Annotated in this window: 15 protein-coding genes; 5 read left to right on the forward strand and 10 right to left on the reverse strand. The window is 70.9% G+C overall.

What is annotated here, in order from left to right; all coding sequences use genetic code 11:
• Positions 1–111 precede the first annotated feature (111 nt).
• The 3 genes from ACFPZN_RS00505 to ACFPZN_RS00515 all read left to right on the forward strand — a co-directional run bounded on the left by ACFPZN_RS00505 (position 112) and on the right by ACFPZN_RS00515 (position 4,093).
• Positions 112–930 carry a site-2 protease family protein gene (locus ACFPZN_RS00505; protein WP_378278928.1) on the forward strand — a complete coding sequence of 273 codons (819 nt, stop codon included), beginning with the start codon at positions 112–114 and terminating at the stop codon, positions 928–930.
• Between the two features lie 163 nt (positions 931–1,093).
• Positions 1,094–2,452: a carotenoid oxygenase family protein gene (locus ACFPZN_RS00510; RefSeq protein ID WP_378278930.1), complete on the forward strand. Its 1,359-nt coding sequence runs from the start codon at positions 1,094–1,096 to the stop codon at positions 2,450–2,452.
• A gap of 138 nt (positions 2,453–2,590) precedes the next feature.
• The gene (locus ACFPZN_RS00515) at positions 2,591–4,093 is read left to right on the forward strand and encodes an aldehyde dehydrogenase family protein (RefSeq protein ID WP_378278932.1); all 1,503 of its coding nucleotides are present in this window, start codon (positions 2,591–2,593) and stop codon (positions 4,091–4,093) included.
• Between the two features lie 27 nt (positions 4,094–4,120).
• On the opposite strand, the gene ACFPZN_RS00520 is transcribed toward ACFPZN_RS00515, so the two are convergent.
• From ACFPZN_RS00520 to ACFPZN_RS00530, 3 genes are all read right to left on the reverse strand, one after another.
• Entirely contained in the window at positions 4,121–4,435 is a 315-nt protein-coding gene (locus ACFPZN_RS00520) for a hypothetical protein (RefSeq protein WP_378278934.1), read from the reverse strand.
• 83 nt (positions 4,436–4,518) lie between these two features.
• The gene (locus ACFPZN_RS00525; protein WP_378278936.1) at positions 4,519–5,313 is read right to left on the reverse strand and encodes a protein kinase; all 795 of its coding nucleotides are present in this window, start codon (positions 5,311–5,313) and stop codon (positions 4,519–4,521) included.
• Positions 5,314–5,320: 7 nt separating this feature from the next.
• Positions 5,321–6,187, reverse strand: coding sequence for a radical SAM/SPASM domain-containing protein (locus tag ACFPZN_RS00530; protein ID WP_378278938.1), 867 nt, complete (start codon positions 6,185–6,187; stop codon positions 5,321–5,323).
• Here ACFPZN_RS00530 and ACFPZN_RS00535 point away from each other — a divergent pair.
• On the forward strand, positions 6,186–6,359 hold the full coding sequence (locus ACFPZN_RS00535) for a hypothetical protein (RefSeq protein WP_378278940.1): 174 nt from the start codon (positions 6,186–6,188) through the stop codon (positions 6,357–6,359). The two genes, ACFPZN_RS00530 and ACFPZN_RS00535, sit on opposite strands and share 2 nt — an antisense overlap.
• A gap of 147 nt (positions 6,360–6,506) precedes the next feature.
• Here ACFPZN_RS00535 and ACFPZN_RS00540 read toward each other — a convergent pair whose 3' ends face one another.
• The 3 genes from ACFPZN_RS00540 to ACFPZN_RS00550 all read right to left on the reverse strand — a co-directional run bounded on the left by ACFPZN_RS00540 (position 6,507) and on the right by ACFPZN_RS00550 (position 8,443).
• Positions 6,507–6,695 (reverse strand): hypothetical protein, encoded by a 189-nt coding sequence (locus tag ACFPZN_RS00540; protein ID WP_378278942.1) that lies wholly within the window; start codon positions 6,693–6,695, stop codon positions 6,507–6,509.
• On the reverse strand, positions 6,692–7,162 hold the full coding sequence (locus ACFPZN_RS00545; RefSeq protein WP_378278944.1) for a hypothetical protein: 471 nt from the start codon (positions 7,160–7,162) through the stop codon (positions 6,692–6,694). Before ACFPZN_RS00545 ends, ACFPZN_RS00540 begins: the two co-directional genes overlap by 4 nt.
• Before the next feature lie 78 nt (positions 7,163–7,240).
• Positions 7,241–8,443, reverse strand: coding sequence for a helix-turn-helix domain-containing protein (locus ACFPZN_RS00550; RefSeq protein WP_378278945.1), 1,203 nt, complete (start codon positions 8,441–8,443; stop codon positions 7,241–7,243).
• 974 nt (positions 8,444–9,417) lie between these two features.
• On the opposite strand from ACFPZN_RS00550, the gene ACFPZN_RS00555 reads away from it, so the two are divergent.
• On the forward strand, positions 9,418–10,083 hold the full coding sequence (locus tag ACFPZN_RS00555) for a ComEA family DNA-binding protein (protein WP_378278947.1): 666 nt from the start codon (positions 9,418–9,420) through the stop codon (positions 10,081–10,083).
• A gap of 12 nt (positions 10,084–10,095) precedes the next feature.
• Here the strand turns inward: ACFPZN_RS00555 and ACFPZN_RS00560 are convergent, their stop codons facing one another.
• From ACFPZN_RS00560 to ACFPZN_RS00575, 4 genes are read right to left on the reverse strand one after another with little or no spacing between them, the layout of a single operon-like run.
• Entirely contained in the window at positions 10,096–12,360 is a 2,265-nt protein-coding gene (locus ACFPZN_RS00560; protein WP_378278949.1) for a cell envelope integrity TolA family protein, read from the reverse strand.
• Entirely contained in the window at positions 12,350–12,745 is a 396-nt protein-coding gene (locus ACFPZN_RS00565; RefSeq protein ID WP_378278951.1) for a hypothetical protein, read from the reverse strand. Before ACFPZN_RS00565 ends, ACFPZN_RS00560 begins: the two co-directional genes overlap by 11 nt.
• Complete coding sequence (locus ACFPZN_RS00570; RefSeq protein ID WP_378278953.1) at positions 12,742–14,280, reverse strand: PrsW family glutamic-type intramembrane protease; 1,539 nt, start codon at positions 14,278–14,280, stop codon at positions 12,742–12,744. Before ACFPZN_RS00570 ends, ACFPZN_RS00565 begins: the two co-directional genes overlap by 4 nt.
• On the reverse strand, positions 14,277–14,666 hold the full coding sequence (locus tag ACFPZN_RS00575) for a hypothetical protein (RefSeq protein WP_378278954.1): 390 nt from the start codon (positions 14,664–14,666) through the stop codon (positions 14,277–14,279). Before ACFPZN_RS00575 ends, ACFPZN_RS00570 begins: the two co-directional genes overlap by 4 nt.
• Positions 14,667–14,737: the final 71 nt, after the last annotated feature.

Below are 14,737 nucleotides of genomic sequence, written 5' to 3' on the forward strand. Positions count from 1 at the left end.
GCTCCGGCGCTCGGCGGAGGCGGTAGCGTCGAAGATCAGGCAGGACGAGGGGACGCGCGACGGCGCCCGGAGCAGGCGGGAAGAGGAACCGGAATGGGGACGGTACACCACATGCGGGATCGGTCCTCGATCCGGCCGAGCCCGGTGTTCCTCGCGATCGTGGGGATCACCGTGCTGTGCGGCCTGGTCGCCTGGCGGTACGGGGCGATGGCCTCCACCCCGGCCCGGGTCGCGGTGTTCGGCTTCGTGCTGGCCGCGTGGGTGCTGTCGCTGTGCCTGCACGAGTTCGGGCACGCCTACCTGGCGTACCGGTCGGGCGACCACAGCGTGGCGACCCGCGGCTACCTCACCCTCAACCCGGCCAGGTACACCGATCCGCTGCTGAGCTTCGGCATCCCGGTGCTGTTCATCCTGCTGGGCGGGATCGGGCTGCCGGGCGGGGCGGTGTGGATCGACCGGGGCGCGATCGCCGGGCGGATCCGGCACAGCCTGGTGTCGGCGGCGGGGCCGCTGACGAACGTGCTGTTCGCGATCATGTTGGCGGTCATCTTCAAGAACTTCGCGGACCGGCCGCACGGGGTGTTCTGGGCGGCGCTGGCGTTCCTGGCGTTCCTGCAGGTCACGGCGGCCGTTCTCAACCTGTTGCCGATTCCGGGCCTGGACGGCTTCGGGATCGTGGAGCCGTACCTGCCGAAGCGGTGGGTGGTGAAGGCGAACGAGTACGGCGGCTACGTGTTCCTGGCGCTGCTGACGATGCTGTGGCTGGTGCCGCCGGTGAACGAGGCGTTCTTCGACGTCACCTACGGGATCGCGGGCGCGATCGGCCTGGACGAGTTCCCGTTCGGGCTCTCCCTGAACGCCGGCAGCGTCTCCCTGGACGTCTCCCCGATCGGCACCGGCTTCGCCCTCTTCCAGTTCTGGAACGACTAAGACCAGTTCTGGAACGACTGACGCTCCTTCGCTCCCCCGCGCACGCCCGGCCGCGCACGTTGGACGGCCGGGCGTTCTCGTGCCTCCACTTGTCAGTATTGACATGTCACTTCGGAAGAATTTACTTTTGACCTGTCGATAGTGACATGTCGAGGAGGTAGCAATGAACGGTCCGACCGCGTCCCGCCCCCTCTGGATGGACGGGCACATGGCCCCCGTCCCCGACGAGATCGACGCCGTCGACCTCCCCGTCACCGGCGCCCTCCCGGCCGAGCTGGCGGGACGCTACTTCCGCAACGGCCCCAACCCCCGTCCCGGCGAGGAGACCCGGCACTGGTTCTCCGGGCACGGCATGGTGCACGGGATCAGGCTCCGCGGCGGCCGCGCCGAGTGGTACCGCAACCGCTGGGTCCGCACCAGGCAGTTCACCCACGGCGCGCAGCTGGTCGGCGCCGGCTTCGAGGTGGACCGGGCCGCGGTCACCGCCAACACGCACGTGATCCCGTTCAACGAGAAGATCTACGCGCTGATCGAGGTGGGCTTCCCCTACGAGCTGACGCCCGAGCTCGACACCGTCGGGCCGTGCGACTTCGGCGGGCGGCTGACCAGCGCGATGACCGCGCATCCCAAGGAGGACCCGCGGACCGGCGAGCTGCTGTTCTTCGGGTACGGCTTCGTCCCGCCCTACCTCACCTACCACCGGCTGAGCGCGGACGGCGAGCTGGTGGAGAGCCGGGAGATCGACGTCCCGGGCGGCACGATGATGCACGACTTCGCGATCACCGAGAACCACGTGGTGTGGCTGGACCTGCCACTGGTGTTCGACCTGGAGCTGGTCGAGCGGGGCCTCATGCCGTACCGCTGGGACGACGGCTACGGCGCCCGGCTCGGCGTGATGCCGCGCGATCCGGAGCGGGCGGGCGAGGTCCGCTGGTTCGACATCGACCCGTGCTACGTCTTCCACGTCGGCAACGCCCACGAGGACGAGGCCGGACGGGTGGTGCTCGACGCGGCGCGCTACACCCCGGGCGACTTCGACAAGGTGTGGGCGACGACCGGCGGCCTGCCCGCGCACGAGACGGTGACCGTGGCCTCGGTCCAGGGCGTGGCGCGGCTGCACCGGTGGACGCTCGACCCGTCCGGCGGGAAGGTCGCCGAGGAGGCGCTCGACGACCGGGGCGTGGAGTTCCCCAGGCACGACGACGCCCGCACGGGGCTGGAGCACCGCTACCTCTACACGGTGACCGGCGACTCGATCGTCAAGTACGACCTGCGGAGCGGGTCGTCGGCGGAGCACGCGCCGGGGCCGGGGCTGATCCCGGGCGAGGCGGCGTTCGTCCCGGCGGAGGGCGCGCGGGGCGAGGACGAGGGCTGGCTGATGTCGATCGTGACCGACACGTCCGGCGACGGCTCGGAGCTGCTGGTGCTGGACGCTTCGGACCTGTCGCGGGTGGCGTCGGTGCGGCTGCCGCGCCGCGTCCCGGCCGGCTTCCACGGGAGCTGGATCCCCGACGCCCGGTGAGACCGGGGGGGCCGCCCGGGGCGCCGCGACTGCCACGTTCCATCGGCAGCGCGTCCAATAAGGTGATGTACTAGCCGGTAAGCTGTGCAAGTATCCGCTTACTGAGCTCTCGCCGAAGCGCATCCCGGGAGGTCCCACATGTCCGTGGCCACGGAGAGCCCCGCGACGTTCGCCTCGCTGAACCCGGCCACCGGCGAGGTCGTCGCCGAGCACCCGGTACACGACGCCGCCGCGGTGGACGAGACGATCGAGCGCGCCCGCGCCGCCGCCGCCTGGTGGAGCGCGCTGGGCTGGAAGGAGCGCCGGCTCCGGCTGCTCAACATCAAGGGCGCGCTGACCCGCAACCTCAACCGGATGGCCGAGCTCATCCACCAGGAGACCGGCAAGCCGGTCCAGGACGCCCAGCTCGAGACCATCATGGCGATCCTGCACCTGGACTGGGCCGCCCGCAACGCCCGCAAGGTGCTCGGCCCGCGCGGCGTCCACCCCGGGGTGGCCTCGCTCAACCAGAAGGCCGTGCTGGAGTACCAGCCGCTCGGCGTGGTCGGCGTGATCGGCCCGTGGAACTACCCGATCTTCACCCCGATGGGCTCCATCGCCTACGCGCTCGCCGCCGGCAACGCGGTGGTGTTCAAGCCGTCGGAGTTCACCCCGGGCGTCGGGGTGCTGCTGGCCGAACTGGTCGCCGGGGTCGTCCCCGAACAGCCCGTCCTGCAGACCGTCACCGGCCTCGGCGACACCGGCGCGGCGCTGGCCGCCTCCCCCGGCATCGACAAGATCGCCTTCACCGGGTCGGCGCGCACCGCCAAGAAGGTCATGGCCGCGTGCGCGGCCAACCTCACCCCGATCGTGGCCGAGTGCGGCGGCAAGGACGCCTGCATCGTCGACGCCGACGCCGACCTGGACGCGGCCGCCGACGCCGCGCTGTGGGGCGCGATGTCCAACGCCGGGCAGACCTGCATCGGCGTCGAGCGCATCTACGTCGTCGACCGGGCCTACGACCGCTTCCTCGACGCCCTCACCCGGCGCGCCCGCGACCTGCGCCCCGGCTTCGACCGGGAGGCCGCCTACGGCCCGATCACCATGCCGGGCCAGCTCGACATCATCGAGCGGCACATCAAGGACGCCCTCGACAAGGGCGGCCGGGCGGTCGTGGGCGGCGCCGAGTCGGTCCGCAAGCCGTACGTGGAGCCGGTGGTCCTGGCCGACGTGCCCGACGACTCCGCCGCCGTGTGCGAGGAGACCTTCGGCCCGACGATCACCGTGCACCGGGTGAAGGACCTGGAGGAGGCGCTGGAGAAGACCAACCGCACCGGCTACGGCCTGGCCGGGACGATCTTCTCCGGCGACAAGGCCCGCGCGATGGACGCCGCCCGGCGGATGCGCTCCGGCATGACCTCCATCAACGCCTTCGCCGCCTTCGCGATGGTGGCGGCGCTGCCGTTCGGCGGCGTGGGCGAGTCGGGCTTCGGCCGCATCCACGGCGCGGACGGGCTGCGCGAGTTCGCCCGCACCAAGGCCATCACGCGGACCCGGTTCAACCTGCCCATGAACCTGACCTCCTTCGACCGGACGGAGAAGGAGATGGCCCGCATCCTGCAGATGATCAACATGATGCACGGCAAGCGCTACAAGCGCTGAGGTTCGCCTCTGACCTGCGTCGGGGCATTATCGGGTACCGCCAGGGGTCACATCCAGGGCACTCCGCACGCGGCTTGTGTCCTCGGCGGGCTCGAGGAAATCCTCCGGCGTCTCCTCGGCGCCGGCCGCGCGGCGGGCCTTGTGCCAGGAGAAGGTGTAGGTCTGGCGGTGCCAGGGGCGGCCGTCCTCGCGCACGAACAGAAGGCGGGCCGTGATGCGCCTGCCGCCTTCGGGATTGCGCCACGGCAGAGTGACGTCGACGGGAGGGTGCGCCTTGATGTGCTCGGCCAGGCGCCGCCCGAGCGAAGTCGAGGCGCACACCCCCGACAAGGCGGACCGCACGTCCGAGTAGCCCCCTGCAGGAATGGCGACACCCCCGCACTCCTCCACTTCGTCGGCAGGGGGCGGGGGCGTTTCGCGTTGTGCTATTCGACCACGATGCCTCGGTGATCCACCCATTCCTGAGTTGCCACCAGCATCGCCTTCAGCCACGTCGTGTCAGGAAAGCGCTCCACACGCTCACGCCACATCCGCAGCGTGGCCGCAGCGAACGCGTTGACCGCGGACGAGTCGGCGGTCTTCCACGCCTGGCACCCGCTCGCCCACTCCTCGGCGGCCTCGGCGTCGTGCCCCGCGGCGATCAGCTGCACCACCAGGATCGCCGGGTCGATGAACGCCGCACCCCGGGTGGGCCACGCCCAGTCCACCGCCCAGGTGTCACGGTCGCCGATCAGCAGGTTGCTCTCGTGGATGTCGGTGTAGAGCAGCGCGCCACCGCGGAACAGGCCGGCGTCTCCGCCGGCGTACCGGCCCCAGCGGGTCTCCACCCAGTCGTGCGCGATGTCCGGCAGCGCCACCGCCGCGATCCTGTTGAGGGTGTCGACGATGGCGGGCAGATCCGGCGACCCTGGGGTGAAGTCCGAGGGGCGGCCATTGACGACCTCGAAGCCCAGCGCCAGCCATGCCTCGTCCTCGGCGCGCCACCGCAGAGCGGGTGAGATGGGCTGTACGAACGGGTTGACCAGTCCTTCCCGGACCAGAGAGTCGCGGCGTCCGCCCGGCCGGTTGGGCACGGCCTTGATGAAGAACGGCCCCAGGGCGCACTCGACGAGGCCCGTGAACGCGGAACCGTTCCCGCGCGCAGTGGGGGCGATCTCGGCGAGGTCACCGGTGTGGGGACGGATCAGCGCCTCGAATCCTGGTCCGGGAAGGCTGGTCATTCTCGCCTCAGTTCCTGGGGTTGCACTCACTGCCCGGGAAGCCCGGGTTGCACTCGTCGTCGGAGTCGTCGGGGTCGCACCCGTCTGAATGCGCGACGGCCCCGATGGCGGCGGTGGCCTCTGCCATGGCGGCGCCGCCGAGGATATCGGGCAACGCCTGGTCCTGGACGTTCCCGACGCGCATCCATGTGGACATCGTGCACGGCGACACCGACCCGTCCGGGCCGACAGCGGCCTTCCCGTTTCCGCACCGGCCGCACAGCCCGGCCGGGTCCGGATCCTGTCCGCCGCTGGCACGGCCGAAGGGCCTGGCCATGTCGACCCTGATCGAGCGCACCCCGATGGCCTCCAGATCGCGCCGGGCCTCGTCCACGCGCTGGCCGTCGCCGGTGTCGACGATCCCGACGCGGATCGAGATGCCACGGGTGACCGCCCGCACGATGTTGGCGCGGGTGCGGGCGTGGGTCGGCCGACCGGTGAGCACGTTGTGCTGCCCGGCGTGGTCGGAGTAGTACGAGGTGGCCAGCGACACGCCCTCGCGCTGGAACACCCGCCACCAGGACGCGGAGATCGACACCAGGTTGGAGTAGATCTCGACCTGCAGGCCGAGGCCGAGGGCGTGCTCGACCAGCTGCATCGCGGCGGGGTGGAGGGTCGGCTCGCCGCCGATGAGCTGGATGCGCTCGACGCCGTAGACGGCGGCCTGGTCCAGGACGCGCGTCCAGTCCTCGGCGGTCATGGTGCCGTGGTCGCCGCCGGGCCCCGACTCGTTGTAGCAGTGTGAGCAGGACAGCTGGCACTTGCGGGTCAGGTCCAGCCAGAGCATCCGGGGCACGGTCGCTTCGGCCTGGACCTGTTCTGCGGTGATGGTCATGTGCACCTTCCGTCGGGCGCGCTCCATCGACTGGAACCTCGCCCCCGGCCGCGCGCCGCAAGCCGGGGTGAGGAGCTGGTGCGGGGCGGCCCGGCTGCCGCACCGTTCCGGCCAGGCCGCCCCGCGCTCGGGGTGGGGCGACCAGCCGCTCCCCGACCGGCCGCCCCTGTGAGCCCCGGCCGTCCCCCCTCCGCGTAGGGTTCGGCCGGCCGGGGCCCACGTCGTGCCGTACGGCCGCGTGACGATCGGGAGGGCCGCACGGCCGTACGACGTTGGAACCGCGGCCCCAGGCGCGCGCCTCGGCCTGGGGCCGCGGGGTCTATGTGCCGTCCGGCTTGGTCGGCTTGGCGCGGCGGGTCTTCTTCGGCTCCTCAGCGAGGACGTCCAGGGCTTTCTCGAAGACGTTCTTGTCGCCGCCCTTGGGGTTCCGCTCGGTGGGCATGTGGTCCAGGAACGCGTCGAACGCCACTGCCTTTCGGCCGATACGTGCCCGCTCCTGGTCGCTCACGGCGCCCCCTTGAGGAGCCACTCGCGCTCGATGTAGTCGACGGCACCCTGCAGGTCGTCGCAGCGGGCCATGTGCGCGCCCGTGGACGAGCGGAACCACGGCTCGTCCGATGCCACCCTCACCGTGTCGCCGACCTCCGGCAGCGACGGGTGGACGACGCGCAGCCGCACGGGCAGCTCGTGCGTGCGGACCTCGACACGCCATCCCGCGTCGGCCAGCGCCTGGCCGAGCTCCCGTAGGATCTCGGCGTCGGTCATCGCCAGCCGGTTCAACCGGTTGCGCAGCTCGTCCGGGGTGTCGGCCTCGACCTCGGACACCGGGTGCTGTTCGGGCCAGCCAGTTGCCCGGTCGACCACGGGCAGGCGGATTGCCCACCAGTTGCCCTGGTTGGTATGGATGATCGACCAGCCCGGGAACGCACGACGAAGTCCGGCCTTGGCCTCCTCAGTGGCTGTTGTCTGCGTCACAGGGCACACGTTGCCGGACATGAAACGAGGGACCGGGTACACCGTGTACCCGATCCCTCACACGTTCAACGGGTCCGGTCAGATCGGGATGCCGAGCGTCTCGGCCGCCGCGGCGATCGGCTCCTTCACCACCCTGGACCGCTGCGCGGCAGTCGCGACCAGCTCATGCGTGATCGGATGGTTCCGCACGCACTCGGGTGCGACCTTGTCGGCCTTCATCAGCTCCTCCATGGCCGCCTCGTCGTCGCCGTCCCGGCTCCGTGCGAGCGCCCGGTCCACGCCGTGCCGCGCCCTGCGCTCCTTCGGCAGGCTCGACATGTCCACGCCCGCGATCCGCTGCAGCGCCTCCCCGCCCTCGCCGAGCTCGAGCGCGACGTGCACGGCGTGGATCGCCTTGTTCCCCGGCCCGAACTCGGTTTGGTACTCGCTCACGCCGGCGCCCACTCGGTCGGCGGCGTCGGCCGCCTCCACCAGGTGCGCGGCCGCTTCCTCCCGCCGGCGCCACTGCGCTTGGATTACCGACTCGACCAGATGCAGCGTCCCCCACAGCGACCAGGTACCGGGGTCCGCATCGGCGAGCAGCGGGTCAAGCTGGTCGATCTGCTGCGTGGTGATCTCATGTGCCTCGTCGACCGCGCCGGCGGACATGTAGACCTCGGCCTGCGTCCAGACCATCGCCGTGACGAGCATCGGGTCACCCGACGCGCTGGCCGCGCGCACGGCCTGCGTCGCCGCGATGCCGGCCAGGTCGACGTACCCGAGCTTCTTTGTCGCCATGGCCGCATCGTGGCGGGCCTCGGCCAGCATGCCGAACGCGCGTTCCCGGTCGCTCCCGTCGAGCGCTACGGCCGTGGCCGCAGCGTCGTCGAGCAACTGCGGAAGGTCGGTGGCAAGGTCGCCATAGCGGGCGTGCCTGCGCTGCCGGTGGGCCCGGCTCACCCGGTTGCGCAGGTCCTCAAGTGGAAGCGGTGCGCCACCCGGGCGGGGCGGCATCTCGGCGCGCAGCAGCACCCGCCGCAGGCGCGGGATGGCGATGTGCGCGCGCTGCTGCTCGGCCGTCCCGCCCTGGTGCGGCACGCCCAGCAGGGAGACGACGTGGACGTCGAGCGCATCGGAGAGTGCCGTGATGACGGAGTACCGGTCGAGGGCCCGTCGGCCGATCTCGACGGACTTGAGCCACTCGACGGAGTATCCGACGGCGTCGGCCAACTCGGCGCGGGACATGCCGCGGGCCTCGCGGAACTCGTACACGCGCCTGCCGATGGTGCTGATCTCATCCAAGGGTGACCCCCCGAGCAGGTGGATGGTTTGCTCACACGGTCGCCTCTCCACATTGCCCGACCGTGTACGCCATGTACCCGTCCAGATCGTGCCACCGTCCGCGGACCTGCGGGAGCCAACTCGTACCGGAGCAAGGCGCAGGACCGAACCGCGTCATGGGGCTGACAGCATCCGCTTCACCTCGGCGGCCATCTTGTCCCGTGCCTCCTGTGAGGTCATCGCCTGCTCGGCGCCGGGCGAACGACAGGATGTAAGGCCGACGCGCTCGGCGTTCTTCCCGGCCGAGGTAGCCCAGCGCTTTGCGGACGTCTCCTCGCGCCAGTCGTAGACGCTGACGGCGTCGGTCGTGATCAGTCCGCGGCATGCGGGCGCGCACGAATGCGTGTTGTCCCGCGGCTCCGGCAGCGGGTAGAGCGTCTCGAGCCGGGCGACGATCTGTTGGGCCGTGGGTCGCGGTGCGGCGGCCGGCGTACTGGGTGGGGGAGCTGCTGGTGGCGCGGGCGATGGACCGGGCGGGGGTCCGTACACGGGGGCCTCCAGGGGGTTGGGGACGCTCGTGTGACGTGCGGCCTCGTCGGCGAGTTCACCGGGTGCGGGCGCTGTCACCATCCGGCCATGGCGCGGCGCCACGCGAGGCGGGCCATGCGGGGCGCGACGCGACGGCCGTAGGTCTTGGCAATGGCTCGTGCGAGGCGCGCGTCCTGGGCGCGGCGGGTAGGGCACATCCAGGGCACATCACACTCCCCCAATGTCAAACATTGCCCATTATGCGCAAACACAGTTTCCGCAGGTAGCAGGCCACTAGGGGCATCGTTGCTTGTGACCGCCGGGCCCCTAGCAGAAGCGCTACAAGCGCTGAGGCCCGGACCGGCGAGCGCCGGGTCGCGAGCAGCGGCACCGCGCCCGCCGTCCGGCGTCGTGAACCGCCGGGCCCCGCGCCACGTCCCAGAGACAGCGACCGAGGGGACGGGGCCATGACACAGATGGAGCCGAGGCCGCAGCCGGGGCCGGCACGGAAGATCGTCAGCTACGTGTGGGCGCTCAGCCCGATCTACACCCTGGGGCTCGCGACCCCTCTCACCATGGGAATCGCCGCCGCCCGCCTGAAATCGGCGTGGCACTGGCTGGCGCTGATCCCCTACTTCGCCTTCGCGTGGATCATGCTCGCCACGTCCGACAGCGCCGAGGGCACCGCCGAGGACGCCGTCTTCGTCGTGACCTGGCTGCTGTCGTCCTTGGCCGGAACGTGCCACGCCCTGGCCGTCCGCCGCCGCGTCTTCGAGGGTTCGGCGCCCCGCAACGCCCTCGAACGGGCGCGGATGGAGGCCGAGCACCGCCGCGCGCTGCGGGTCCACGCGGCCGGCATCGCCCGCGACTCCCCCCAGATGGCGCTGGAGATGCGCATCGGCCGTCCCGACCTGCCGCGCACCTACGACGACGGCGGGCTCGTCGACATCAACCACGCCCCCGCGTCCGCCCTCATGACCATCCCCGGCATGACCCCCGAGCACGCCGAACGCATCGTCGCGCTCCGCCACGACCTGGGCGGCTTCTCCTCCGCCGAAGAGGTGGCGGCCATGGCCGAACTGCCTCCCGGCCTCACCCCGCACCTGGCCGAACTCGGCGTCTTCCCGCGCTGACCACCGAGGCGCTCATGGCGACGCCTGGCGCTTGCGGCCGGGAAGGCGGAAGCCGAACATGACGATGACCAGGCCGACGGCGATGATGATCAGGATGCCGTTGCGCCCGGTGGTGAACGAGCGCAGCGTCCCGACCGTCCGGTCCAGCAGGCCGTTGTCGGCGGCCTCGGCCGTCTCGCCCAGCCAGATCGTCCCGTCGGAGGCGGCCGTGGGGTCGTTCTGCGACGCCTGCACGGTCTGCGCGAGACGCGGGCTCCGCTGGTCCATCTGCGCGGCGCTGAGCCGGGCCGGGTCCAGCTTGCTGAAGTCGACGCCGCCGAAGGTCATCTTGAGGATCGACCGGCCGTCCGGGCTCGGCTGCTCGTAGGTGAACTCCCCGCTCCGGATCGACTTGACGTAGTCGTCGAAGACCTGCCGCGGCTTCCAGGTGCCCTGCAGCTTCGCCGGGCCGAGGTCGCCGGTGTCGAGGAGGCCGTCGAACGAGGTGCGGTGCCCCTCCTGGTTCCGCTTGCGGATCCACTGGGCGATGACGCGGGCCAGGAAGGCGCGGCGCAGCGGGGCGTACTCCGGATCCTTGTTGACCGCCTCGATGACCTTCGGCACGATCATCTTCTGCTCGAGCTGCTCGTTGCGCGTGTTGGCGGCCGGGTCCGGGGTGCACGACATGCCCGCGACCCGCTCCGCCTTGGCCTTGACCGACAGGTCCGCCCTGATGATGTAGAGCGCGTCGCCGTCCTCGCGGACCTGCACGTCACCGGGAATGATCCACATCCGGGACGAGTAGCACGCCGTGCTCGAGATGGCCAGGAGCTCCCGCCAGTAACGCGCACCGAACTCGGTCTTCGGGTCGATCATCTTGCCCTGGGTGCGCTTCATCGCGAAGTCGGCCTCCAGCAGCGCCCGGCCCGCGTTGGTCTGCCCGAGCTGCTCGTCCACGATCCGGTCGGGCTCGGACGGGTTGAGGTTCACCCAGAACTTGCTCGGGTCCAGCACCAGCCAGGTCCGCAGGTCGGCGGTGCTGGTGGTGATCGCGCCCAGTCCGGTCTCCGGATCCTGGGCGCCTCCCGAGGCGGACGGCTTTCCGGAGAACGAGTACTTCACACCGGACGAGCCGTCCGACATGTACCGCATCTCCAGCGTCGAGAAGTCGACGCCGCCGAGGTTCTTGCCGTCGAGCATCTTGTCGATCGCGCTGGGCCCGCACGGCGCCTTCAGCCGCACCACCGCCATCGCCTGCCCGCCGTGCCCGCTTCCGCCCAACCCCCCGGTCGAGCACACCGGCCCGGGCTTCAGCCCGAGATTGACCCGCGCCTGCGCCTTCTTCTTCTCCTTGGCCTGCTTCACCTCCTTCTTCACCTCGGCCACCGCTCTGTCCAGCTCGGTCTTGGTCGAGACGATCCTGACGCCGGCGTTCTGCAACTTCTGGCGCACCTGATCACTCTTGATGCCTTTGACCGCGAAAAGGACGACCCGCTTGCCGGAGGGATTCACCGTCCTGTTCTTCAGCAGCCCGGGGCGGGGTTGCTTGGCCTTGGGATCGTCCAGGCTGCCGACGATCTGCGTCAGTTTCCCGCCGCCGTCTCCGGCGGTCACCTCGACGATGAAGTCCTTGGCCTCGACGTCGACCTCGGAATCGAAGTTCCTGGTGTCACCGGCCGCCGCTCGCCGCTGCTTGTCCAACTGGGGTTCGGTGTACGACCTGTTGAAGTCGACGACCTCCGGACGGATCCAGTTGGCGACCACGGCCTCCCAGTAGTGGTTGTTCCTCTTCTCGGCCTCCGCGGCTTCCCTGTTGGCCTGCCGGTATACCTCCCTGGCCTTCTCCACCTCCCGCGCCCAGTAATTCTTGGCCCTTTCGCTCGTCGCCTCCTTCATCGCCTTCTCGGCCGCGTCCAGCGCCGTCTTCGCCTGGCTCTTGGCCTGCTCGGCGGCCGTGGCCTCATCACCGCTGCGGCGCCGGCTCAGCGCGTGGTCGACCTCGGCGTCCAAGATCCGGCGGGCCTGCGCCTCCGCCTGGTTCTGCAGGGAGGTCGCGGCGCCGTGGTCGGCTTCGGCGCGCGCGTCCTTGACCAGTTGCCGCAACTTGGTGAGTTCGGCTTTGGCGGCGGCGAAGTCGGCGTTCCGGAGGGCGGCGTCGATCCGTCCGATGATCTCGGCGGACTCGCCGGGGGCCGGTGCCAGCGCGGCGGGGGGCGCGGCGAGGGCGGGGGTGGTGGTGACGGCGAGGAGGAGGGCGGCCGGGGCGGCGAGGAGACGCGTCCAGCGGTTAGGGCGCACCCGGGCCTCCCATGAGGGGAGGGCCGGGTTGGGACGTGCCGGTGGCGTGGATGTAGGAGTCGAGGACCTGCGCCGACTGCTGGCTCCCGCCGGCCGCGATCTCGCCCTTCCGGAGGACGCGGGCACCGAGCACGCCCATCACGCCCAGCACCGCGACGGCGACGACGGCGGCACCGGCCAGGGAGTGGCGGGTCGTGCAGGCCTCGCCGTCACCGAAGAGGGATCCGCCACTCCTGATCTTGTTGAGGTCGATCTCGATGTTGGGGCGGTAGCCGACGCCGACGTGGCAGGCCGAGGCCGGCTGCGCGGTCAGCGGCATCACGAGGCAGGTCATGAGAGCGGTCAGCACGAGGGTCGCCATGACGGCGCGGGCCGCGCGGCTCATCGGGTCACCACCGGCTCGGCGTGGGACTTCAACCGCATCACCTTGGCTCGCAACAGCGGGCCCTCCTCGTGTGTCTCCAGGTCGTCTCCGGCCTCCTGCTGCCGCAGCCGCCAGGCCGCCAGTTCCAGCTGGGCGGACTGCAGGCGCAGCAGCTTGCGCGCGGGGTCCTGGCCGTACCGCCGCAGCGTGGTCACCAGCGCCCAGAAGCGCAGCGACGGGTCGACCAGGAACGGCGCCTCCGCACGGGTGATCGCCGGGCCGCCCGCCATCACCTCGGCCGACACCGCCGTCCGCGCGGCGGCGGCGCGGGCGCGGCGCCCCGACCTCAGCACCAGGACGGCCAGCACGATGAACGGCGACTGCGGCAGAAGCCAGATGAAGGGCGTGACCACCAGGGTGTCGAACGCGGTCCCGGTGTCCATGTGGCCGTGGAGCTGCTGCGAGAACCAGCCCGAGAGGATCTCGGACGCGGTGGACCCGCCGATCGAGATCGCGAAGGCCGCCGCGACCGTCGTCCACCGCTCCTTGCGGCTGCGGGCCCGGGCGGCCAGGGCGAGCCCGGCGCCGAGCAGCGCCCCGAAGGTGACCTGCCCGCCGAGCAGGCCGATCGACTGCCTGATCCAGTACTCGAGCCCGGCCGAGGTCTGGAGGATCCCGCCCACCAGGCCGTAGATCTTCATGATCAGGGCGCTCTCGACGAGGTTGTAGCCGAGCCCCATCGCCGCCCCCAGGGCGAAGCCGGTCATCACGTCGGTGACGTGCCGCCGGAACAGCAGCATCAGCAGGACGATCCCGCCCGCGGTGCCCAGCGCGTTCACGGCGCCGAGGTGGAGCACCACGAAGTCCATGATCCGGAACTGGAGGCCCGTCACCTTGGTGGCGTCGCTCACGTTGTCGAAGTCGATCCCCGCGGCCTTGATCACGTAGTTGAAGAGCGACCCGAACATCAGGTTGGTGTAGGCCCGGCCCAGCCCGAACACGATCAGCGCGCCCCAGCCGAACGCGATCAGCAGCATCGACGGCGGAACCCGTGCGAACCGCTGCGCGTTGTGCAGGAGCAGCAGCACGAACGCGGTCCCGGGGAGGCAGGCGAGCGCGTGCAGCGGGTACAGGACCACGACCGACAGCCCGAGCAGCCCGAAGGGCCCCATCATGGCCCCGATGGTCGCCCAGGTCAGCCGGGCCGCGCGGGCGCCCCGCGGGCGGGTGATCGCCACGTACACCTGGATCAGCACGCCGACGACGATGCCGGCCAGGACGGCGTAGAAGACGACCGCGGGCATGGCCAGCAGCCGCTCGAGTGAGGCGAACGGGGAGTCCTTGAGCTTGCTGAGCTCCGACTTCTGGAACAGCGACAGCGTCGGCTCGTTCGGCAGGATCTTCGGCCGGGCCAGGTTGAGCAGCAGGAGCAGCAGGTAGATCCCGATCGAGGCGCGGGCGACCAGCAGCGCCCGGCGGCGCAGATCGTCGTCGTCGCGCAGGCGCGCGGGCGCGCGGTCGGGGAGCTGCGGCGGGACGCCGGCGGCGTGGTTCACGGTGCACCACCCGGGTTCGAGGGGGGCTGCGGGATGCCGGTCGGGAAATTCGTCGGGAACCCGGACGGCAATCCGGTCGGCAATTCGGTCGGGAAGTTCCTCGGCAGGCCGGTGGGATAGTTCGACGGCAGCTCGGTCGGGAAATTGCTGGGGAGGTTCGTCGGAAGGCCGGTCGGCATTCCGGTCGGGAATCCGGACGGCATTCCGGACGGCACCCCGGACGGTCTCCCCGGCATGTTCGGTATCTTCGGGGTCTCGGGCGCGTTCGCCCCGGTCAACGTGACCACGAGCGACACCCCGAGCAGCACCGTTCCGACGGTCCCGCCGATCGTCAGCAGGCGCGACTGCCCGCGCCGCGCGTCCCCGTCCACATCCGTCGAGTTCACGGGTCACCCGCCTAGTCGATGGCTCCTGGGTCGCGGAGAGTCTCTGATAGACAGGGTTGTCTGTCAATGAG

The organism is Actinomadura rugatobispora (assembly GCF_042656285.1).
Classification (GTDB): Bacteria; Actinomycetota; Actinomycetes; order Streptosporangiales; family Streptosporangiaceae; genus Spirillospora; species Spirillospora rugatobispora.